This is a genomic window from Microbacterium sp. ZOR0019 (genome assembly GCF_000800925.1).
In the GTDB taxonomy this organism is placed as follows: domain Bacteria; phylum Actinomycetota; class Actinomycetes; order Actinomycetales; family Microbacteriaceae; genus Microbacterium; species Microbacterium aurugineum.
Genome location: NZ_JRKC01000077.1, coordinates 46,770 through 66,760, shown reverse-complemented (window position 1 = coordinate 66,760; position 19,991 = coordinate 46,770). Strand labels below are relative to the sequence as shown.

Here is a 19,991-nt window from a genome sequence, read left to right as displayed (position 1 = left end):
TCGGCCGCCGAGAACCGGCGCCGACGGGCGAGACCTCCGCCCGCTCCGACGCCACGAAGGGCAGCCGATGACTCAGACACCGCACCGCACGCACCGCGCCGGAAGCTGGCGCGAACTGCTCGGCAGCCGCTACGCGCCGATCGCCTCCGTGCTCGCGGGAGGCGTGCTCCTCGAGGCGAGCAACGTCTATCTCACGACGAGCCTGCTCCCCACGATCGTCGGGGACATCGGCGGCGCGGAGTTCTACGCGTGGACGATGACGACCTTCCTCCTGGCTTCCGTGGTCAGTTCGATGATGGTCAGCCGGATCCTCACGCAACGGGGTGCGGTGCAGGCCTACCTGTGGGCACTCGGCCTGTTCGGACTCGGCTCGCTGCTCTGCGCCGCGAGTCCGTGGATGTGGGCACTGCTCGGCGGTCGGGCCGTGCAGGGTCTCGGCGGCGGTCTGCTCGCCGGACTCGGCTATGCACTCATCCAGCGCACCCTCCCCGAGCGCCTCTGGGCACGGGCCGCCGCCCTCGTGTCGGCCATGTGGGGCGTCGGCAACATCGTCGGCCCGGTGGTGGGAGGCGTCTTCGCGCAGCTGGACGCCTGGCGCGTGACGTTCATCGGATTGGCCGTCGTCTCGGCACTGATCGGCATCGTCGTCGTGCGCGCCCTGCCGCAGACCACTCGGATGCGATCGAGCGAGTCCGTCCCGTGGACATCCCTCGTGCTCCTCACCGGTGGCGTCGCCGCCGTGGGTGTCGCGAGCATCGTCCCCGCCGGCTTCGGCACGGGAGTCGCCATCGTCGTCGGTGTCGTCCTCGGTGCCTGGTTCCTGCGTCACGAGCGGCGTGGGGGCAACGGCATCCTGCCGCGCGTCACGTTCGCCGCGGGGTCCTCACTCGGATGGGTGTACATCACCGTCGCCGTCCTGGCCTTCGCGATCGGCACCGAGGCGTTCATCCCGCTGTTCGGGCAGGAGATCGGCGGGCTGATGCCCTTCGTCGCCGGCCTGCTCGGTGCCGCGCTCTCGCTCGGGTGGTCGGTCACGCAGGTGTTCACGGCCAACGCCACCGGCGTCCGCTCCCGTCGCCTGCTCATCACCATCGGCCCGGTGACGGTCGCCGCCGGTCTCACCGGCTACGGACTCCTCCAGCACGAGGGCCCGTCCGCGCTCGTCATCGCGCTCTGGTTCGCCACTCTCTTCCTCGCCGGTGCCGGCATCGGCCTGGGATTCCCCCATCTGACCGTCGCCGCGCTCGGCAGCACGTCCGGCGAGGAGGAAGGTGCCAAGGCGGCCGCAGCCGTGAACACGGTCTTCATCATCGCAAGCGCGTTCAGTGCGGCGATGGCCGGGGTGCTCGTCAACCTCGCGATGCCCGACGTCGTCGACGCCGCCCGACTCCTGATGCTGGTCTTCGCCGGAGTCACCCTTCTCGGCGCGTTCGTCGCCAGAGGGGCGAGCTGGGGCATCGGCGAAGACACCAACACCAACACCAACACCAACACCAACGAAATGGAAACGCCATGATCCCCTTCGGACCCCAGCTCATCGGCCAGACGGAGAAGGCGCTGAGCGCGCTCCTGCAGACCGTCCTCACCCCTCACGACCTCAGCGAACGCGAGTGGGTCTCGCTGAGGCTCACCGCACAGTTCGACGGCGCCGGGGAGCTCGACGCCTTCCTGGCCGATCGTCTCCCCGCCACGGAGGTCGGACCGATCCTCACGGACCTGCGCCGCCGTGGACTCCTCGCCGGCTCCGCGCTCACTCCGACGGGCGAGGCACGGGTCGCCGAGATCGGCCGGGAGATCGCAGACCTGACAGGGCCCCTGTGGGCGGACCTCGACCCGCACGAGACCGACGCCGCGGCCGCTGTCCTGAACCGCGTCCTCGAGAAGGGACGCCTCCTGCTCCTGCGGGGCGCCACGGCGGGCTGAGCCCTTCGGCACACCGGAGCCGGAGTCGGCGCCGGAGTCGGCGCGGTTCGGCATCGGACGTAGGCTGGATCGGTGGCGGAATCCCGGGGAAGAGTATGGACCGGCGTCCTCCGCGTCGAACCGCACCGCGGTGATCACCGAGTGGCGCTCCGCGCGGCGATCAGCGTGGCGGCGCCGTTGCTCGTTCTGTGGATGCTGGGCCGCCTCGACCTGAGCATCTACGCGAGCTTCGGCGCCTTCGCCGCGCTGTACGGGCGCCATGACGTGTTCCGCGATCGCATCCGGATGCAGGCGAGCGCCGGGGGCATCATCCTCGCCTCGATGCTCGTCGGCACCGCCCTGTCGGCTCTCGCCGTCCCCGCCCCGGTCAGCATCCTCGTCGTCGCCGTCATCGCCTCCGCCGTCACCCTGCTCGCGTACACGATGCGGTGGCACCCGCCGGGGCCGCTGTTCCCGGTGTTCGCGGTCGGGGCGTGCGCGACCATCCCGGCCACCATCGCCTCGTTCGGCGATGTGCTGTTGGTCGGCGGACCGAGCGTCCTGTTCGGGCTCGCGATCACCGCGCTCATCGGCGTCTTCACGCGCCGCACGGACGACGTGCCGCCGAAGACCCTGCAGCCCGTGGGACCGATCGCCCGAGAGATGGCTTTGTCGGTCGGCGTCGCCATCATCGGGGCGGGCTTCGCCGGGCTGCTGATCATGGACTCGCACTGGTACTGGGCGGCCGTCGGCGCGGTCGCCGCCGTCAGCGGGCCGCAACTCAACGCCCGCGTGATCCGCGGTATCCAACGTCTGCTCGGGACGCTGCTCGGCGTGCTCGTCGCAGCCGGGATCCTCGTCTTCGACCTGCCGCCGCTCGCGGTCATCGCGCTCGTGGTGCTGCTGCAGGCCGCCGCCGAACTCTTCGTCGGACGCAACTACGGCATCGCGATGGTGTTCATCACCCCGCTCGCGCTGCTCATGGTGCACCTCGCCGCGCCGACGCCCGTCGACGTGCTCCTGCAGGATCGCGCGATCGAGACGATCATCGGTGTGACCGTCGGCACGCTCGTCGCCGTCGCTTCGGCCGCGCTGCGCCGGCGACCGCGGAAGACGCGGGTCTGAGAGACCTCAGAGCCGCAGGGCGACGGCGAGCGACACCGCACTGTCGCTGCTCGCCCAGGGGAAGCCCACGGTGTTGAGCAGGAACACCACGAGCCCGATCGCGGCGATCAGGAGCACGAACAGGAAGACGAAGATCGCCACCGTGAGCCCGCCGTAGCCGCCGGAGGTCGGAACCTCCGGCGCGACCGACGGCTGTGCCCAGTCGTCGGCGACGGCGGCGGGAGGCTCACCATCGAGGATCGCGGGAGTGGGGCGCGGGCGGTCGGAGCGACGACGCGTCTCAGGCGGAGGCGGCGGGATCACCGCATCCGCCGGCGGGATCGCTGCGGACGAGGGCGGGGCCAGCAGACCGTCCGGGATCGGGATCTCGGGCGGGGGCGGCGGGATCACCGCATCCGCGGGCGGAATCAGCGGCTCCTCGGGAACCCCGCCCTCCTCAGGCTCGATCGGTTCTTCCGGGGTGGTGCCGCTGATGTCGCTCATCTCAGCCTCCGACTGCTCCGACGTCGGTCACGCCGACGTCCGTCCGATGGAAGTTCTGGAACGACCGGGAGGCCGTCGGTCCGCGCTGCCCCTGGTAGCGGTTGCCGTAGGGGCCGGACCCGTAGGGGCTTTCGGCAGGTGAGGTCAGCCGGAAGAAGCAGAGCTGCCCGATCTTCATCCCCGGCCACAGCTTGATCGGCAGGGTCGCGACGTTCGCGAGCTCCAGCGTCACGTGACCGGTGAACCCCGGGTCGATGAACCCGGCCGTCGAGTGCGTGATGAGCCCGAGGCGCCCGAGCGAGGACTTGCCCTCGAGACGGGCGGCGATGTCATCCGGGAGGGTGACCTGCTCGAACGTCGCGCCGAGTGCGAACTCGCCGGGGTGCAGGATGAACGGCTCCTCGGGATCGACCTCGATCAGACGCGTGAGCTCCGGCTGATCGACCGACGGGTCGATGAACGGGTACTTGTGGTTGTCGAACAGCCGGAAGTAGCGGTCCAGGCGCACGTCGATGCTCGATGGCTGGATCATCCCCTCTTCGCGCGGCTCGAGGCCGACGCGGCCGGATGCGAGTTCTGCTCTGATGTCGCGATCGCTGAGAAGCACGGCACCAGCCTAGTTGCCAGGCCGCGACCGTGCCGCGTTGCTTTGGCCATCGGGCGGCGTGCAGGTAGGCTGGCCTTCACCTGCTCCTCGGATGCGGGTACGGGGCTGTAGTTCAATGGTAGAACTTCTGCTTCCCAAGCAGACAGCGCGGGTTCGATTCCCGTCAGCCCCTCCACTTGTGACTTCCAGAGCGACTCCGGACGTCGAACCCTCGACCGCTACGGCAGGTCAGCGAGATCGATGTCGTCGTCCTCGTCGCGCTCCTGGTCTTCCTCATCCTCGGGAACGACTCGATCGTCGTCGGTCGAGGGGATGTCCGGGTCGATGCCTTCGGCCTCGACTTCGCGCTCCTCGTCCGGGTACATCTGCGGGTCTGACATCGCAGTCTCCAATCGCATCAGCGGTGGCGCCAGTCTTGCTCTCGCAGGCCGTCGCCGACTCCCCGTTGACACGCGGCCTGGCGAGGCGCGACAATCCGCCTCGCCAGGCCGTGCTCAGGCGGTGGCGAGCGGCGGCCGGTGCGGGATCGCCACCGGCCTGCGGTCGCGCGCAGGGGCGTGGAAGCGCTGGACGTCTTCCAGCACGTCGGCCGCCGACATGTACGAGGTGGCGAGCGGAAGGTCTCGCAGCCACAGCACGTCCACCTCGACCGCATCCAACTGGTACACGCACGCGACGGTGCGCCGGGAATCGTTCGACTCGTAGCGGTGGTCGAGGATCAACCACTCGGTCTCGGTGATCTTGCGGAGCTCGAATCGGGGATCGGGCATCGTGAACATCGCAACACTCCAATCAATCAGCCAAAGGCGGTGACCGAGAGGAACGCACGACCCTGCGACCAGGGATCGGAACCCTGCCCGATGGGTCGACGGGCGCCCTTCAGCCCGCCGGAATTCACCCCTATTTTAGGATCCGCCGGGCTGCTCCTCAAGCGCGGACGACCGGGTCGAACCGGCGGACCGGATGGGTCGCGGCGACCAGCGCGCGCAGCTCTTCCAGCTCGATGTCCACGCCCTCCAGAGCCCGCCACTGCACGAGCACGTTCCCGAGGGCGGTCGCCTCGACGGGGCCGGCGAGCACGGGGAGGCCGGCGCGGTCGGCCGTCGCCTGGCACAGGAGCGCGTTGAGTGATCCGCCCCCCACGAGATGGATCACGTCGACCTCTCGCCCCGACAGTGTGGATGCCGTCCGAACCGTCTCGGCGAACGCCGCGGCGATGCTCTCCACGATGCTGCGCGCGAACGCTGCACGACTCGCGGGGACAGCCGCCCCCGCCTCCCGGATCAGCGCGGCGATGCGAGACGGCATGTCACCGGGCGCGCTGAGGGACGGGGCGTTCGCATCGAAGAGCGGCACCTCCTGCGAGACCGCGGACGCCCCCACGAGCAGCTCCGACAGGTCTACCGAGGCACCATCCTCCGCCTCCCACGCGCGCACGCTCTCGCTCAGCAGCCATAGGCCGGTGACGTTGCGCAGGAAGCGGTATCGACCGTCGACGCCGCGCTCGTGAGTGAAGTTCGCCTTGCGCGCGGCCTCCGTCAGCACGGGCTCGGTCAGCTCCAGACCGACGAGGCCCCACGTGCCGCACGAGATGTAAGCGGCGGACGGCGAGCTCAGAGGGACCGCGACCACGGCAGAGGCGGTGTCGTGTGAGCCGACCGCGATCACGGGGAGGGTCCTGCCGATCCGCTCGGCGAGTTCCGGGCGGAGCGATCCGATCAGCGCGCCGGGGTCGAGAAGCGGAGGCAGGACGCGGGTCGGGATGCCGATGCGCGTTGCGAGGTCGACGTCCCACTCGCCGTCACCCACTCCGAGCAGCCCGGTCGTCGAGGCGTTCGTACGCTCGGCGGCGCGAACACCTGTGAGCAGGAACGCGATCAGGTCGGGGATGAGGAGCGCGGTGTCGGCATCCGCGACCCTCTCGTCGATCCGGTACTGGTAGAGCGTGTTGAAGGGCAGGAACTGCAGTCCGTTGCGTGTGTAGAGCTCGGGGAACGGGATACTCCCGTGCACCTCGCCGACGCCGCCCGCGGTGCGCTCATCGCGGTAGTGGAAGGGCTCAGCGAGAAGCTCCCCGCCCGCGATCAGACCGTAGTCCACGGCCCACGAGTCGATGCCGATGCTCTCGATCGCCGGCTCGCGTCGCACGGCCTCCGCCAACCCCTCGAGCACGTTCTCGTAAAGGGCGCCGAAATCCCAGTGCAGCCCGTCGGCGCGCTCGACGGGTCCGTGGGGGAACCGCGAGACGAGCTCGAGGTCGAGCCTGCCGTCGCCGACGCGCCCGATCATGACCCGGCCGCTGGTCGCACCGAGATCGACGGCCGCGACGGCGCGCACGCTCATCGCAGGAACGCCGCGGCGACGCCGGAGTCGACGGGGATGTGCAGACCCGTGGTGCGACTGAGCTCCGGGCCGGTGAGCACGTAGACCGCGTCCGCGACGTTCTCGGGGACGACCTCGCGCTTGAGGATCGTGCGGTTCGCGTAGAACTGCCCGAGGTCTTCCTCGGCGACGCCGTAGGTCGCGGCGCGGTTCGCGCCCCACCCGGAGGCGAAGATGCCCGAGCCACGCACGACGCCGTCGGGGTTGATCCCGTTCACACGGATCCCGTACTCGCCGAGCTCGACCGCGAGCAGGCGGACCTGATGGGCCTGGTCGGCCTTCGTGGCGGAGTAGGCGATGTTGTTCGGGCCGGCGAAGACCGAGTTCTTCGACGAGATGTAGACGATGTCGCCACCGAGCTTCTGATCGATGAGCACGCGCGCGGCGGCCTTCGACACGAGGAAAGACCCCTTCGCCATGACGTCGTGCTGCAGATCCCAGTCCTTCTCGGTCGTCTCCAGCAGAGGCTTCGAGAGCGACAGTCCGGCGTTGTTGACGATGAGGTCGACGCCACCGAACGCGAGCACCGCATCGTTCAGCGCAGCCTGGATCGCGTCGGCGTCCGCGACGTTCGCAGCGACGCCGATCGCGACATCGGTGCTCCCGAGCTCGGCCGCCGCGGCCTGGGCCTTGGCGAGGTCGAGGTCGGCGATGACGACACACGCACCTTCAGCCGCGAGGCGGGTGGCGATGGCCTTGCCGATCCCGGAGGCGGCGCCGGTGACGAAGGCGATGCGGCCCTGATGCGACTTCGGCTTCGGCATCCGCTGCAGCTTGGCCTCTTCCAGCGCCCAGTACTCGATACGGAACTTCTCAGCATCCGAGATCGGAGAGTAGGTCGACAGCGCCTCGGAACCGCGCATCACGTTGATCGCGTTCACGTAGAACTCGCCGGCGACACGAGCGGTCTGCTTGTTCGCGCCGTACGAGAACATTCCCACACCGGGGACGAGCACGATGAGCGGATCGGCACCGCGGATCGCCGGAGAATCCGCCGTCGCGTGCGCGTCGTAATACGCCTGGTAGTCGGCGCGGTACTCCGCGTGAAGCTCGTGCAGACGGGCGATCTGCTCCTCGACGGACGCCGTGATCGGCAGGTCGAGGAGGAGCGGCTTGACCTTGGTGCGCAGGAAATGATCGGGGCAGCTCGTGCCCAGCGCGGCGAGGGACGGCGCCTTCTCGGAGGCGAGGAACTCGAGCACCTCCGGGGCATCGGTGAAGTGGCCCACCATCGGACGGTCCGTCGAGGCGATCCCACGGATCGTCCCGGCGAGCGCGGCGGCGCGTTCACGACGCTGTCCCTCGGGCAGAGGCTCGAAACCGGAGCGGACACCGCCGAACGGATCGGCCTCGCCGTTCTCCGCGATGTACGAGGCTGCAGTGTCGATGATCCACAGCGAGTTCGCCTCGGCCTCGTCGGAGGTGTCACCCCAGGCCGTGATGCCGTGCCCGCCGAGGATGCATCCGATCGCCTGCGGGTTCGCCGCCTTGATCTCGGCGATGTCGAGGCCGAGCTGGAAGCCGGGGCGACGCCAGGGCACCCAGACGACTTTCTCCCCGAAGATCGTCCGGGTCAGCGCTTCACCGTCGGCGGCCGTCGCGATCGCGATGCCGGAGTCGGGGTGCAGATGGTCCACGTGCGCGGCGTCGACGAGGCCGTGCATGGCGGTGTCGATCGAGGGAGCGGCTCCGCCCTTGCCGTGCAGGCAGTAGTCGAATGCGGCCACCATCTCGTCTTCACGCTCGATGCCCGGGTACACGCCGACGAGCGCACGCATCCGGTCCAGGCGCAGCACCGCGAGGCCGTTCTCGGTGAGCGTGCCCAGGTCACCGCCCGAGCCCTTCACCCACAGCAGTTCGACGGGCTGCCCGGTCACGGGATCGATCCCGTTGCCCTTCGCGGACGTATTGCCGCCGGCATAGTTCGTGTTCTTCGGATCGGCGCCGAGGCGGTTGCTCCGCGCGAGGAGTTCGGAGGCGGTCGGATTCGTCATGTGAGTCGTTCCTTGGGAGAAGGGTCGAAGATCGAAGGGTCGAAGGCCGGAGCTCAGGCGCCCCAGCCGGCCTGGACGCCGCCCACACGGTCGGCCGCGATCTTCTGCGTGTATCCCGAGGCGAGGTAGGCGGCCATCGGGTCGGCGGCGAGCCCGCGGGACTCCCGCCACTCGGCCAGGGCAGGGCGCACGTCGGTGTAGAACGCATCCATGAACACGGCGTTCGCGGCCAGCACGTCGCCCGACTTCTGCGCGGCGGTCAACGCTTCCCGGTCGACGAGCAGCGCGCGTGCGGTCATCTCCTGCACATTGAGCACCGAGCGGATCTGACCGGGGATCTTGTCCTCGACGTTGTGGCACTGGTCGAGCATGAACGCCACGTCCGGGTTGTTCAGACCGCCGCCGCGCACGACCTCGAAGAGGATGCGGAAGAGCTGGAACGGGTCGGCCGCGCCCACGATCAGGTCGTCGTCGGCGTAGAAGCGCGAGTTGAAGTCGAACGACCCGAGCTTGCCGAGACGCAGCAGCTGCATCACGATGAACTCGATGTTCGTGCCGGGAGCGTGATGCCCGGTGTCGAGGCACACCATCGCCTTGTCGCCGAGGGCGCTCACCTGGGCGTACGACGTGCCCCAGTCCGGAACATCGGTGTGGTAAAACGCGGGCTCGAAGAACTTGTACTCCAGCACGAGCCGCTGGTCGTCTCCGAGACGGTCGTAGATCTTCTGCAGCGAATCCTGCAGTCGGTCCTGGCGCCCGCGCAGGTCGGCCTGGCCGGGGTAGTTCGACCCCTCGGCGAGCCAGATCTTGAGGTCGCGGCTCCCGGTCGCGTCCATCACGTCGATGCAGGCCAGGTGGTGGTCGACAGCCTTCCGACGGATCGCGGCGTCCTCGTGCGTGAGGGCACCGAACTTGTAGTCGTCGTCCTGGAAGGTGTTCGAGTTGACGGTGCCGAGCGCCACGCCCAGGTCCTCGGCATACGTGCGCAGGTCGGAGTACGAGTCGACCACATCCCACGGGATGTGCAGCGCGACGGCGGGGGCGAGTGCCGTGTACTGGTTGACCTGCGCGGCATCGGCGATCTTCTCCCAGGGGTCACGCGGGGTGCCGGGGGTGCCGAAGACCTTGAACCGGGTACCGGAGTTGCCGAACGCCCAGCTGGGGAGCTCGATGCCCTGCTTCTCGAGGACGGCGAGGTTTTCAGGGGAGAGGATGCTCACGATGTACTGCTTTCGTTGTGGAGACCGGAGGTGGGGAGCTGGTCCTCGAGGTGGAACACCTCGGGAAGTGTGGGAGCGGCCTGGTCCGGCCTGCCGTCGAGACCGACGAAGAAGCGGGCCATCTCGGCCTCCCACCGGGCGGCGATGGGCGACGCGGCAAGATACGCCTGAGCCGCGTCGTCGTCGTCGGTCTCGTAGTAGCCGATGAGTTCACCGTCGGGCGCGAGGAAGAGCGAGTAGTTGCGGCGTCCGGCCGCCGCGATCTCGGCGAGCATCTCCGGCCACACGGGCGCATGACGCTCGCGATACTCCTCCAGAAGCTCGGGTCGCACCTGGAGCTTCACGCACACGCGCATCATCCCTGCCTTTCTGTGAACGCCCGGTCGACACCCTGCCGACCGGGCGTTCGATGATCATCAGAAGTCGAACTCACCGATGTTGTCGGCGTCGAACACGAACGGGTCGCCGAGCAGCACGACGCCGTCGTCTCCGACCGTGTACTCGCCGAGGTCGCCTGCGGTGAAGGTGTCACCCTTCTCACCCGTGATGTCGCCCTCGATGAGCGCCTGGGCCGCGAAGGCCGCCAGATAGCCGAGGTCTTCCGGGTTCCACAGCGCGAACGACGTGACAGTGCCGTCCTCGACGTACTCGCGCATCTGGTTCGGGGTGCCGAGACCGGTCAGCGAGACCTTGCCCTTGTAGTCCGAGGTGGACAGGTAGCGGGCCGCCGCGGCGATGCCGACCGTCGTGGGCGAGATGATCCCCTTCAAATCGGGGTGCGTCTGCAGCAGCGCCGCGGTCTTGTCGAACGACGTCTGGTCGTCGTCGTCACCATAGACGGTCTCGACGAGGGTGATGTCGGGGTAGTCGCTGGCGAGGTAGTCCTCCATCAGGTCGATCCAGGCGTTCTGGTTCGTCGCGTTCGCCGAGGCGGAGAGGATCGCGATCTCTCCGGCGCCGCCGATCTGCTCGGCGATCTGGTCGACCTGGACCTTCGCGATGCCCTCGGAGTCCGCCTGGTTGATGAAGACATCGCGGCACTCCGGGTTGGTGTCGGAGTCGAAGGTGACGACCTTCACGCCGGCGTCGCGTGCCTCGTTCAGCGCGTCGCAGATCGCCTTCGGGTCGTTCGCCGAGACGACGAGCGCTCCGACGCCCTGCTGGGTGGCCGTGTTGATGTAGCTGACCTGTGCGTCGGGAGTGGCCTCGGCCGGTCCGACCTCGGCGAAGGTGCCGCCGAACTCCTCGACGGCCGCCTTGCCCCCCTTGCTCGACGTGTCGAAGTAGGGGTTTCCGAGGTTCTTGGGCAGGAAGGTGATGGCGAGGTTGCCGTCGCCGCCGCTGTCGCCGCCGTCGTCACCGCCGGTGCTCGCGCATCCGGAGAGGGCGACCGCTGCGGCCACCGCGAGGGCGGCGACCGCGGTCACACGCTTGCGTGCAAACATCATTGTTCTGTTCCTTTCGTGAGGTGCCGCGAGTGCGGCGTCGGCGTCATGAAGCTGTGGAGGTGGCGCCGGTGGTCGAACGCCCTGGTCTGCGCCGGGCCTTCTGCAGCCAGGCGAGGAAGCTCGCGGCCACGACCGAGACGATCAGCAGGGCGCCGGTGATGATGTTGATCACATCGGAGGTCACGTTCATCAGACGCAGCGCACTGGCCAGCGAGCCGATGAGGAGCGCGGCGGCGACGACCCCGTAGATCTTGCCCCGCCCGCCGAACACCGACACGCCGCCGAGGACGACCGCGGCGATCACCTGCAGCTCCAGGCCGGTGGCGTTGTCACCGCGGGCGCTGCCGTAGCGGAGCGTGTAGAACACCCCGGCGAACGCGGCGACCAGTCCGGAGAGCGCGAAGAGGATGAACTTCGTCCGCTCCACGTGCACGCCGGAGAATCGAGCGGCATCCTTCGCCAGGCCGATCGCGTACACGCCACGTCCGAAAGGCGTGTAGTGCAGCAACAGGATGAACGCCACCAGCAGGATCAGGAACGGGATCATGACCACCGGAACCGTCGTGCCCGCGATCTTCGCCTTGGCGAGGTCGGTCCAGAACTCCGGGAACTCGGTGACTGCCGCCGTGCCGAGGAGGCCGACCGCGAGGCCGCGGAACAGCGCGAGCGTTCCGATCGTGACGGCGAGCGACGGCAGCCCGACCACGGTCACGAGGAACCCGTTGAAGGCTCCGCCGACCAGACCCACGAGCAGCGCAGCGAGGGCCGCGACTTCGAAGGGGATCCCACCCTGGACCAACGCGCCGGTGACGACGCTGGAGAGGCCGACCATGCTGCCCACCGACAGGTCGATCTCGCCGGTGATCATCACGAGCGTCATCGGAAGGGCGATCAACAGGATCGGGGCGATGTCGAGGAGCAGGTAGGTGAGCGTGATCGGCTGACCGAAGCCGCGGACCGTGCTCGCGGAGACGATGACGACGAGGAGGAGCAGGGCGACGATCGCCATCTCCCTGGTGAGGAGGACACGACGCCAGAGCGGCTTGTCGAAGTCTCGGATGATCCGGGTGGTCGTGGTCGTCGTGGTCGCGGCGGTCATGACTGGTCCCTCGCTTCGATGAGCCGTCGTTTCTGCCGGACGGCGAGGACGCGGTCGAGCACGATCGCGCCGATGATCAGGAGGCCGACGACGGCGCGCTGCCAGAAGTCGGGGATGCCGAGGATGGGGAGAGCCCGGTTGATCGTGAGCAGGAGCACCGCACCGATCGCCGCGCCCCACACCGAGCCGATGCCGCCCGTGATCGCGACGCCACCGATCACGGCCGCCCCGACCGCATCGAGCTCCCACCCGGCTCCGGCCTGCGAGTTGATGGTGCCGTAGCGGGCGGCGTAGAACACTCCGGCGAGACCCGCGAGAGCACCGGAGACGACGAAGGCGGTCAGCACGCGGCGCGTGACGCGGAGGCCGTACAACTCCGCTGCTGCCGGATCCGAGCCGATCGCGTAGTACTCGCGGCCACCGCGTGTGTTCTTCATGTACCAGGCGGCCGCGGCCAGGACGATGAGGGCCACGATCGTGAGGATCGGGATGCCGACGAGCTGCCCGGTGCCGAGCGCCAGGAAGTCCTTCGGCATGTCCGAGGCGTTCACCCGGTCACTTCCGGTCCACAGCACGTTGATGCCGCGGTAGGCGTAGAGCGTACCGAGGGTGATCACCATCGCCGGCACCTTGGCGAAGGCGACCAGGGCGCCGTTGATGAGTCCGAGGAGGGCGCCGAACACGACCGCGGCCACCACGACGATCACGATCGGAATGCCGGGGACGTCGATGAACAGGCGACCGGTGAGGTAGGCGGTGAGTCCCATGACCGAGCCGACCGAGAGGTCGACGTTGCGCGTGATGAGGACGATCGCCTGCCCGACCGCGACGAGCACGAGGATCGACGGCGTGAGCAGCAGGTCGCGCCACCCGTCAGGGCTGAACAGGAAGTTCGAGTTGTTCGTCGTGGCCGCCACGATCACGAGCGCCAGGGCGAGGAGGATTCCGAACTCCCGCGCCCGGCCGAGCGCGGAGAGCCTCTTCGTCATCGAGGAGACGGGGATTGCGGTAGTCACGAGGAGAGCTCCGATGCGTGCGTCGCGGCGTACATGACGTTCTCGGAAGTGGCCTCCGAGCGGGCGATCTCTGCGGTGATGCGCCCCTCGCGCATGACGAGGACGCGGTCGGCCATTCCCAGTACCTCCGGAAGCTCGGACGAGATCATGAGGATTCCCATGCCCTGCCCTGCGAGCTCGGAGAGCAGCCGGTGCACCTCGGATTTGGTGCCGACGTCGATCCCACGGGTGGGTTCGTCGATGATGAGGACCTTCGGCTGCGTGGCGAGCCACTTCGCGAGGACGACCTTCTGCTGATTGCCGCCGGAGAGTGTGGCGGCGACGGTGTCGAGGGCGTGCGTCTTGACCTCGAGCCTGGCCGCCCACTCCCGGGCGGCACGGTTCTCCATTCCGGTGGTGAGGAACCCCAGCTTCGCGAGCTGGCGGCGGATCGAGAGGGTGATGTTGCCGCCGACGCCCGATTCGATCACGAGACCTTGCTTGCGGCGGTCTTCCGGCACGAGCGCGAGGCCGGCGCGCATGGCGTCGGTGGGACGACCACGCGGGATGGGCACGCTCTGCATCGTGACGGCGCCCTCGCGGTAGGGGTCGACCCCGAAGACGGCACGAGCCACCTCGCTGCGCCCCGCGCCGACCAGACCGGCCAGGCCCACGATCTCCCCTGCGCGCACGGTGAAGGAGATGTCGTGGAAGACACCGGGGCTGGTGAGGTTCTCGACCTCGAGCAGCGGGGCGCCGACGGTGGTCTCCTGCTTGGGAAACAACTCGGTCACCTCGCGGCCGACCATCTGGTGCACGATCTCCTCGACCGAGGTGTCGGCGATCGCGCTGGTGGCGATGTAGGCACCGTCGCGCATGACCGTGACGGTGTCGCAGAGCGCGAACACCTCGTCGAAGCGGTGCGAGATGAAGATGAGCGCGCGGCCCTCGTCGCGAAGACTGCGCGCGATCGTGAAGAGGCGCTCGACCTCGACACCGGACAGCGCGGCCGTGGGCTCATCCATGACCAGCAGACTCGCATCGAGGGAGACGGCCTTGGCGATCTCGATGACCTGCTGGTCGGCGATCGACAGACCTTCCGCCGGACGATCGGGATCGATCGTCACACCGAGTCGAGTGAAGAGGCGCTCGACCTCGTGCCGCATGGCCCTGCGGTCGATGCGCCCGAAGCGCCCCGTGGGCTGACGACCCATGAAGATGTTCTCGGTGACGGACAGGTCGGGGAAGAGCGTCGGCTCCTGGTAGATCACGGCGACGCCCGCGCTCTTGGACTGCGCGGTCGACGTGAAGTCCACGTCTTCGCCATGGAAACGGAAGATCCCGTCGTCGCGCTGGTAGAGCCCTGCGACGATCTTCACGAGGGTCGACTTGCCCGCACCGTTCTCGCCGACCAACGCGTGGATGGATCCGCCGTCGACGGAGAGAGTCCCGGAACGGAGAGCGACCACCGCACCGAAGGACTTTCGGATGTCGCGGAGTTCGAGCGCCGGCGGAGAGCCGGGAGCTCCAGAGGGAATCGTCATTGATCGGACCTAAACTGCAGGATCATCCCTGCGGATTGAATCGTTTTAAAGGATGGCGCATCTGTAAGTTACGACCCTCGGTGACCTGCTGTCAAGTCATGGGATGGTCGATGGTACGTTTCAGGGACAGGTTTCGCGGTCCCGCGGGAAGGAAGACGCCGTGGTCGTCAGTGTTCGAGATGTCGCTCTCGCCGCATCCGTCTCCGTCGGGACCGTCTCGAATGTGCTGAACCATCCGGACAAGGTCTCCCCCGCCACGGTGGAACGCGTCACGGCCGCCATCGAGAAACTCGGCTTCGTGCGCAACGATGCGGCCCGGCAGCTCAGAGCAGGCCACAGCCGCTCGATCGGCCTCGTCGTGCTCGATGTGCGCAACCCCTTCTTCACCGACATCGCCCGGGGCGCGGAGGAACGCGCGGCCGAGGCCAGGATGACGGTCATGCTCGGCAACAGCGATGAGAAGGCCGAGCGCGAGCGCGCCTATATCGACCTGTTCGAGGAGCAGCGCATCGCCGGTCTCCTCATCTCCCCCCTCGCCGACGACCTCCCGCGTCTGCGCCGCCTGCGTGACCGAGGCACGACCGTGGTGCTCGTCGACCGCGAAGTCGCCGACGAGAGCTTCTCGTCGGTCTCCGTCGACGATGTCGGCGGCGGCTACCTCGCCGTGCAGCACCTCGCGGCCCAGGGGCGACGACGCATCGCCTTCGTCGGCGGGCCGATGGGCATCCGCCAGGTGGTCGACCGTCTCGAGGGAGCCAGCCGAGCGGCCAACGAGGCCGGAGTCTCGCTCGAAGTCATCCTGACCGATTCCCTGAGCGTGCTCGCCGGTCGTGCCGCGGGCGACGCCCTCAGTGCCCGTGCGCCGGAGGACCGTCCCGATGCCGTCTTCGCCGCGAACGACCTGCTCGCGATGGGCGTGCTGCAGGCGCTCATGATGCGGAGCAGCATCCGGGTCCCCGACGAGATCGCCCTGATCGGATACGACGACATCGACTTCGCCGCGGCGGCCGTCGTCCCGCTCTCGTCGATCCGCCAGCCCGCCGAGCTGATCGGCTACACGGCCGTCGACCTGATGCTGCGCGAGGCAGGCGGGAAGTCCGATCCCGAGCGCGTGGTGTTCCAGCCGGAGCTCGTCGTGCGCGAGTCGACCGCGCGACCGGCCTGAGCGACGTCGGAAGCGAGGGATCAGGTGCTGTCGACCCCGTACATCTCCCCGGCCGGGATCGGCACCGCCATCACGTTGCCGGGTTGCGCGAGCGGGCAGGCCCAGGCGGGGTCATAGGCGCAGGACGGGTTGTAGGCGAAGTTGAAGTCGAGCACGATCGTCCCGCGCTCGGCATCGGATCCGAGGTCGGCTCCCTTGATCGTGTCGACCAGATAGCGGCCACCGCCGTAGGTGCCGCCCGGGCGCCCCGCGAGAGCGTCGCGCACCGGGATGAACAGCCCACCGCCGTAGGACCTGAGCCACCAGACATCGAGTGATCCGGCGTCCGGGATCTCGACGCGACCCACGCGCTCGAAAGGCACGACGCCGTCGGTGCCGGTCGCGAAGTCGAAGCCGCCGGGGTCGGCGGGGAGGACCGGCAACTCGAAGCGCCACTCCGGGTCGTACGAGGCGATCGGCAACCCCTCGAACGCAGAACGATCCTCGGCGAGCAGCGGCGTCGCCGGATGATGCAGCATGAGCTCATCCCGTTCGATCCGCCACAGCTCATGCGCATCCTCCGGCGAATCGGAGAGACGCACGGCGGCGTAGAGAGCGAAGACGCGGCGGCGCCAGTCGACGACCTCGGCAGCCGTCCGTGCGAGTGTGTTCGTCATCCCCCCAGGCTACGGGCGCGGCATCGCGTCCTCGGCGATCATCTCGGCGTATCCCGCTTCGAAGGTCGGGTACTCGAGGTGGCCCAGCACGGATCGCAGCAGCGTCCCGTCATAGACGACCCCGCTCGGACCGCCGGACGCCACATCCGGCGGCACGTCCACGCCCAGCTTCCCGGCGATGAACGCGACGACCTCGGCGAGAGGTGCGGGCCGCTCGTCCACCGCGTGCAAGAGCGGCGGCGGATCCTCCATCCGCACCAGCAGCTCGAGCGTCCGCACCAGATCGACCTCATGGATCCGATTCGTGCGCCGGGCGTGGTCGACGGCAGCGCCCTCGCGCACCTTCCGCAGGAGGAACTCCCGACCCGGCCCGTAGATCCCCGCGGGGCGCACGATCACGGCGGAGAACAGCGCCACGGCCGCCTGCTCACCGTCGTACAGCTCCTGGGATCGCGCACTCGTCGGTGCGGGGACATCCTGTTCGGTCAACGGATGATCTGCCGCAGCTCCCTCGAACACTCCCGTCGACGACACGAACACGGTGCGCGCCGGCAGCACGGGCAGTGCGGCCCTCAGGTTCGTCAACGCGGTGCGGTACCCCGAACTCACGCCGCTGGGCGGCAGCGTGATCACCATCGCGTCGACGACCGGAAGGGGCGAATCGAGCGGATGGGACGGATCGGCGGAGAGTCCGATCACGCCCGCCGGCAGGGAGCCGGTGCTCCGCCGCAGGGCGAAGACCTCGCCGTCGTCGGCGAGGAGACGTGCGGCGAGTCGCGCGCCGAGCTTCCCGTATCCGACGAGGAGCGTGCGACGAGGTACCGGGGTCATGGGGCTGCCCAGCGAACGGCGATCGCGGGCAGTCCGCGGCGATCGTGCTGCAATGGAGACCCTCCGAAATCGTCGTCGCGCGAGTCGGTTCACGTAGGGCCACTACCGTACCGGATGGGCGTGACCACGGTGCACGCGACCGATCCGACGCACGTCCTCCTCAGCGAGCGGCCGCAATCCCCGTGCGATCGCTCGTGCGGATGATCGTCGCGAATCCGCGAGCGGCGAGGATGCTCTCGGTGCGGCGCATGATGTCCTCGCCCGAGACCGCGGCCAACGGCCCCGAAGCCGGGATCGCGGAGGTGGTCGTCGCGTCCGTCACGAAGTCCACCTCGTAGCCGAGATCAGCGGCCGCACGAGCGGTCGTCTCGCAGCATTGCTCGGTCCGGATGCCGCAGATGACGACCCGTCGCACGCCGGCGCTCCGCAACCGCTCGTCGAGATCCGTCGAGAGGAAGGAGTTGATCGTGGTCTTGGTGACCGCATCCTCCGAGTCGAGGGGACCGAGCTCGTCGATCACCCGCACGAACCCCTGCGCGGGGTCGAACACGCCGCCGGAGCCGGGCTCGGAATGAGTGATCCACACCACCCGCTCACCACGCCCGCGGGCGTCGGCGACCAGGAGGGCGATGTTGTCGAGCACGGCGGGGTTGGCGGTCTCCGCCCAGTCGTCGGCGCGAGCACGGAAGGACTCCTGCGCGTCGATGACGAGCAGGACGGTGTCGGAAGAGGCCATGCGCCCCATGCTCGCCGGGATCCGCCCCCGCGCCAAGCCGCTGCACGGACAACGACCGAACGGTTTCCGCCAGTGTCACCCTCGTGCGGCGGTGGTCACTCCGCAGGCGGCTCGACGCAGGTGATGGCAGCGTCCGTGATGGACTGGTGGTACTGCTCCGCGGTGAAGGGGAGCCCGAACTCCGGCGCGGTCTGCCCGGACGCAGCCGGCGCCTTCGAGGCGATCGCCGCGAGTTCCCACGAGAGCTGCTGCGCGAAGCGCGACCCCGCCGTCGAGTCGTTCAGCACGACGGCGACGGTGAACCCGGTCGCCGGGTCGGAGTACGCCGATGTGGCATAGCCGGGGACCCAGCCGTGCTGGCCGATCATCGACCCCACGAGATAGGCGCCACCGGTGGCCTGGTACCAGGAAGGACCGTCTTCCGCGGCCGGCAGCGGGGAGCCGAAGCGCGCCGGCTCAGCGTCGGCACCACGCAGCGCGTCGCGGGCTTCGGCCTGGATGTAGCGACCGAGGTCGTCGATGGTCGAGACGGCGCCGGAATCGGTGAATCCCGAGCTCGACGAGATCGTGGTGATGTCGTTGGGGGCGGCGCAGGTGAATCCACCCTCGACCGCGGGGAGGAAGTGCCCCTTCATCGGGTCGTCACCGGGAGCAGCCGGAGCGGGGCCGGGGAGCGACGTGGCCGTGAGCTCGAGCGGGTCGGTGACGTACTCGGCGATCAGCTCGGACGCGGTCATCCCGGTGGCGCGCTCGAGGGCGAGGCCGAGCAGGAGATACCCCGCATCCGAATCGCGGAAGGTGGTGCCCGGGTCGACACGAGGGCGCGCCAGTCCGTAGCCCGCGAGCTCCAGCGGCGCCCAGATGCGGTCCGGTGTGTTCAACAGAGCGCTCTTGGTGGTCGGCTCGGACGAACCGGCGCCGCTGGTGCCGTTGCACAGGTCGAGGAGCGTGACACCCTGTTCCCGCATGTCAGCGACCCCGGAGACGTAGTCGGCGACGTTCGCATCGAGTTCGAGCGTTCCCTCATCGGCGAGGGCGTAGAGCACGTCGCACGCCATCAGACGCGTCACGTCGGCGATGCGGAAGGACATGTCGGTGGAGACCTCTCCACCGCCGTCACGGTCCTGCGTGCCGACGGCGGTGACCCAGCTGCCGCTCCACGGCACCCAGACCCCGACGATCGCCCCGGTGGCCCCGGAAGCGACGAGCGCATTGTCGACCGCGGCCTGCATCGAAGCGACCGTGTCATCGGGCAGAGCGCCGTCGACCTGAGCCGGTGGCGTGTAGCTGAAGGAATCCTCGGATGAGCATCCGGTGAGGACGAGAGCGAGCGCGGCCGCACTGGCCGCAGCGGCACGCCAACGGCGCGACGAGAGAAGCTGCATGAAGGAACCCCCGAGGATGTATCTCCCGAGTCTAGAACGCCCTTCCTGAAAGACGGCATCGCGCCGGGCGCCTTTGCGCGCACATAGGGTGAGAAACGTGCCCCACTTCTTCGATGCCGACGTGATCGCCGCTGTCCTGCGCCACATGAACGGTGACCACACCGATGACAACCTCTTGATCGCCCGCGCCTTCGCCGAGGGCTCCGCCGACGTCACCGCCTCCGTGATGACCGGATTCGACGGCGACGGCGGCGTCTGGGAGATCACCGTCGACGGCGAACCCTCCGAACTGCGCGTCCCGTGGCCCGGCGGACCCATCACGGATCGCCCCGCTGTGCGCCGCGAGGTCGTGGCGCTCTACGACGAGGCCTGCGCGCGCCTCGGGATAGAGCCCCGTCCGCACGCCTGAACGACTCGGA

General features: G+C 68.8%; 21 protein-coding genes and 1 tRNA gene. 6 read left to right on the top strand and 16 right to left on the bottom strand.

Annotated features, from left to right (window positions below):
- The first annotated feature begins 67 nt into the window (after window positions 1–67).
- The 3 genes from L978_RS15820 (at window position 68) to L978_RS15810 (ending at window position 3,027) form a co-directional block, all read left to right on the top strand.
- On the top strand, window positions 68–1,516 hold the full coding sequence (locus tag L978_RS15820) for an MFS transporter (protein WP_047524235.1): 1,449 nt from the start codon (window positions 68–70) through the stop codon (window positions 1,514–1,516).
- Window positions 1,513–1,923: a hypothetical protein gene (locus L978_RS15815; protein ID WP_047524234.1), complete on the top strand. Its 411-nt coding sequence runs from the start codon at window positions 1,513–1,515 to the stop codon at window positions 1,921–1,923. The genes L978_RS15820 and L978_RS15815 overlap by 4 nt, the downstream gene beginning before the upstream one ends.
- A gap of 72 nt (window positions 1,924–1,995) precedes the next feature.
- The gene (locus L978_RS15810) at window positions 1,996–3,027 is read left to right on the top strand and encodes an FUSC family protein (RefSeq protein WP_047524233.1); all 1,032 of its coding nucleotides are present in this window, start codon (window positions 1,996–1,998) and stop codon (window positions 3,025–3,027) included.
- Window positions 3,028–3,033: 6 nt separating this feature from the next.
- Here L978_RS15810 and L978_RS15805 read toward each other — a convergent pair whose 3' ends face one another.
- The gene (locus L978_RS15805; RefSeq protein WP_047524232.1) at window positions 3,034–3,510 is read right to left on the bottom strand and encodes a hypothetical protein; all 477 of its coding nucleotides are present in this window, start codon (window positions 3,508–3,510) and stop codon (window positions 3,034–3,036) included.
- Window position 3,511: 1 nt separating this feature from the next.
- The gene (gene dcd / locus L978_RS15800) at window positions 3,512–4,117 is read right to left on the bottom strand and encodes a dCTP deaminase (protein WP_047524231.1); all 606 of its coding nucleotides are present in this window, start codon (window positions 4,115–4,117) and stop codon (window positions 3,512–3,514) included.
- A 101-nt stretch (window positions 4,118–4,218) separates the two neighbouring features.
- Between dcd and L978_RS15795 the strand changes: the two genes are divergently transcribed.
- Window positions 4,219–4,292, top strand: a tRNA-Gly gene (locus tag L978_RS15795).
- 43 nt (window positions 4,293–4,335) lie between these two features.
- On the opposite strand, the gene L978_RS18820 is transcribed toward L978_RS15795, so the two are convergent.
- From L978_RS18820 to L978_RS15750, 10 genes are all read right to left on the bottom strand, one after another.
- On the bottom strand, window positions 4,336–4,497 hold the full coding sequence (locus L978_RS18820; RefSeq protein ID WP_153243117.1) for a hypothetical protein: 162 nt from the start codon (window positions 4,495–4,497) through the stop codon (window positions 4,336–4,338).
- Window positions 4,498–4,611: 114 nt separating this feature from the next.
- Complete coding sequence (locus L978_RS15790; protein WP_227991843.1) at window positions 4,612–4,887, bottom strand: hypothetical protein; 276 nt, start codon at window positions 4,885–4,887, stop codon at window positions 4,612–4,614.
- A gap of 157 nt (window positions 4,888–5,044) precedes the next feature.
- Window positions 5,045–6,460 carry a rhamnulokinase gene (locus L978_RS15785; RefSeq protein ID WP_047524229.1) on the bottom strand — a complete coding sequence of 472 codons (1,416 nt, stop codon included), beginning with the start codon at window positions 6,458–6,460 and terminating at the stop codon, window positions 5,045–5,047.
- Complete coding sequence (locus tag L978_RS15780) at window positions 6,457–8,493, bottom strand: bifunctional rhamnulose-1-phosphate aldolase/short-chain dehydrogenase (protein WP_047524228.1); 2,037 nt, start codon at window positions 8,491–8,493, stop codon at window positions 6,457–6,459. Before L978_RS15780 ends, L978_RS15785 begins: the two co-directional genes overlap by 4 nt.
- Before the next feature lie 53 nt (window positions 8,494–8,546).
- The gene (rhaI, locus tag L978_RS15775; RefSeq protein WP_047524227.1) at window positions 8,547–9,713 is read right to left on the bottom strand and encodes an L-rhamnose isomerase; all 1,167 of its coding nucleotides are present in this window, start codon (window positions 9,711–9,713) and stop codon (window positions 8,547–8,549) included.
- A complete protein-coding gene (locus L978_RS15770) occupies window positions 9,710–10,072 on the bottom strand; it encodes an L-rhamnose mutarotase (protein WP_047524226.1) in 363 nt (120 codons plus the stop codon). Before L978_RS15770 ends, rhaI begins: the two co-directional genes overlap by 4 nt.
- A 57-nt stretch (window positions 10,073–10,129) precedes the next feature.
- Window positions 10,130–11,161 (bottom strand): rhamnose ABC transporter substrate-binding protein, encoded by a 1,032-nt coding sequence (gene rhaS, locus L978_RS15765; RefSeq protein WP_047524225.1) that lies wholly within the window; start codon window positions 11,159–11,161, stop codon window positions 10,130–10,132.
- A 43-nt stretch (window positions 11,162–11,204) separates the two neighbouring features.
- Window positions 11,205–12,260 (bottom strand): ABC transporter permease, encoded by a 1,056-nt coding sequence (locus L978_RS15760; RefSeq protein WP_047524224.1) that lies wholly within the window; start codon window positions 12,258–12,260, stop codon window positions 11,205–11,207.
- Entirely contained in the window at window positions 12,257–13,249 is a 993-nt protein-coding gene (locus L978_RS15755; RefSeq protein ID WP_047524259.1) for an ABC transporter permease, read from the bottom strand. Before L978_RS15755 ends, L978_RS15760 begins: the two co-directional genes overlap by 4 nt.
- Window positions 13,250–13,272: 23 nt before the next feature.
- Window positions 13,273–14,799 (bottom strand): sugar ABC transporter ATP-binding protein, encoded by a 1,527-nt coding sequence (locus L978_RS15750; RefSeq protein WP_047524223.1) that lies wholly within the window; start codon window positions 14,797–14,799, stop codon window positions 13,273–13,275.
- Window positions 14,800–14,959: 160 nt separating this feature from the next.
- Between L978_RS15750 and L978_RS15745 the strand changes: the two genes are divergently transcribed.
- A complete protein-coding gene (locus L978_RS15745) occupies window positions 14,960–15,964 on the top strand; it encodes a LacI family DNA-binding transcriptional regulator (RefSeq protein WP_047524222.1) in 1,005 nt (334 codons plus the stop codon).
- Window positions 15,965–15,984: 20 nt separating this feature from the next.
- Here L978_RS15745 and L978_RS15740 read toward each other — a convergent pair whose 3' ends face one another.
- The 4 genes from L978_RS15740 to L978_RS15725 form a co-directional block, all read right to left on the bottom strand.
- Window positions 15,985–16,620, bottom strand: coding sequence for a DUF1684 domain-containing protein (locus L978_RS15740; RefSeq protein ID WP_047524221.1), 636 nt, complete (start codon window positions 16,618–16,620; stop codon window positions 15,985–15,987).
- A 9-nt stretch (window positions 16,621–16,629) separates the two neighbouring features.
- On the bottom strand, window positions 16,630–17,451 hold the full coding sequence (locus tag L978_RS15735) for a sugar nucleotide-binding protein (protein ID WP_047524220.1): 822 nt from the start codon (window positions 17,449–17,451) through the stop codon (window positions 16,630–16,632).
- A gap of 160 nt (window positions 17,452–17,611) precedes the next feature.
- Window positions 17,612–18,187: an isochorismatase family protein gene (locus L978_RS15730; RefSeq protein ID WP_047524219.1), complete on the bottom strand. Its 576-nt coding sequence runs from the start codon at window positions 18,185–18,187 to the stop codon at window positions 17,612–17,614.
- A gap of 95 nt (window positions 18,188–18,282) precedes the next feature.
- Window positions 18,283–19,572 carry a serine hydrolase domain-containing protein gene (locus L978_RS15725; protein ID WP_047524218.1) on the bottom strand — a complete coding sequence of 430 codons (1,290 nt, stop codon included), beginning with the start codon at window positions 19,570–19,572 and terminating at the stop codon, window positions 18,283–18,285.
- A gap of 97 nt (window positions 19,573–19,669) precedes the next feature.
- Between L978_RS15725 and L978_RS19165 the strand changes: the two genes are divergently transcribed.
- Window positions 19,670–19,981, top strand: coding sequence for a DUF2470 domain-containing protein (locus tag L978_RS19165; RefSeq protein WP_047524217.1), 312 nt, complete (start codon window positions 19,670–19,672; stop codon window positions 19,979–19,981).
- The last annotated feature ends 10 nt before the right edge of the window (window positions 19,982–19,991 follow it).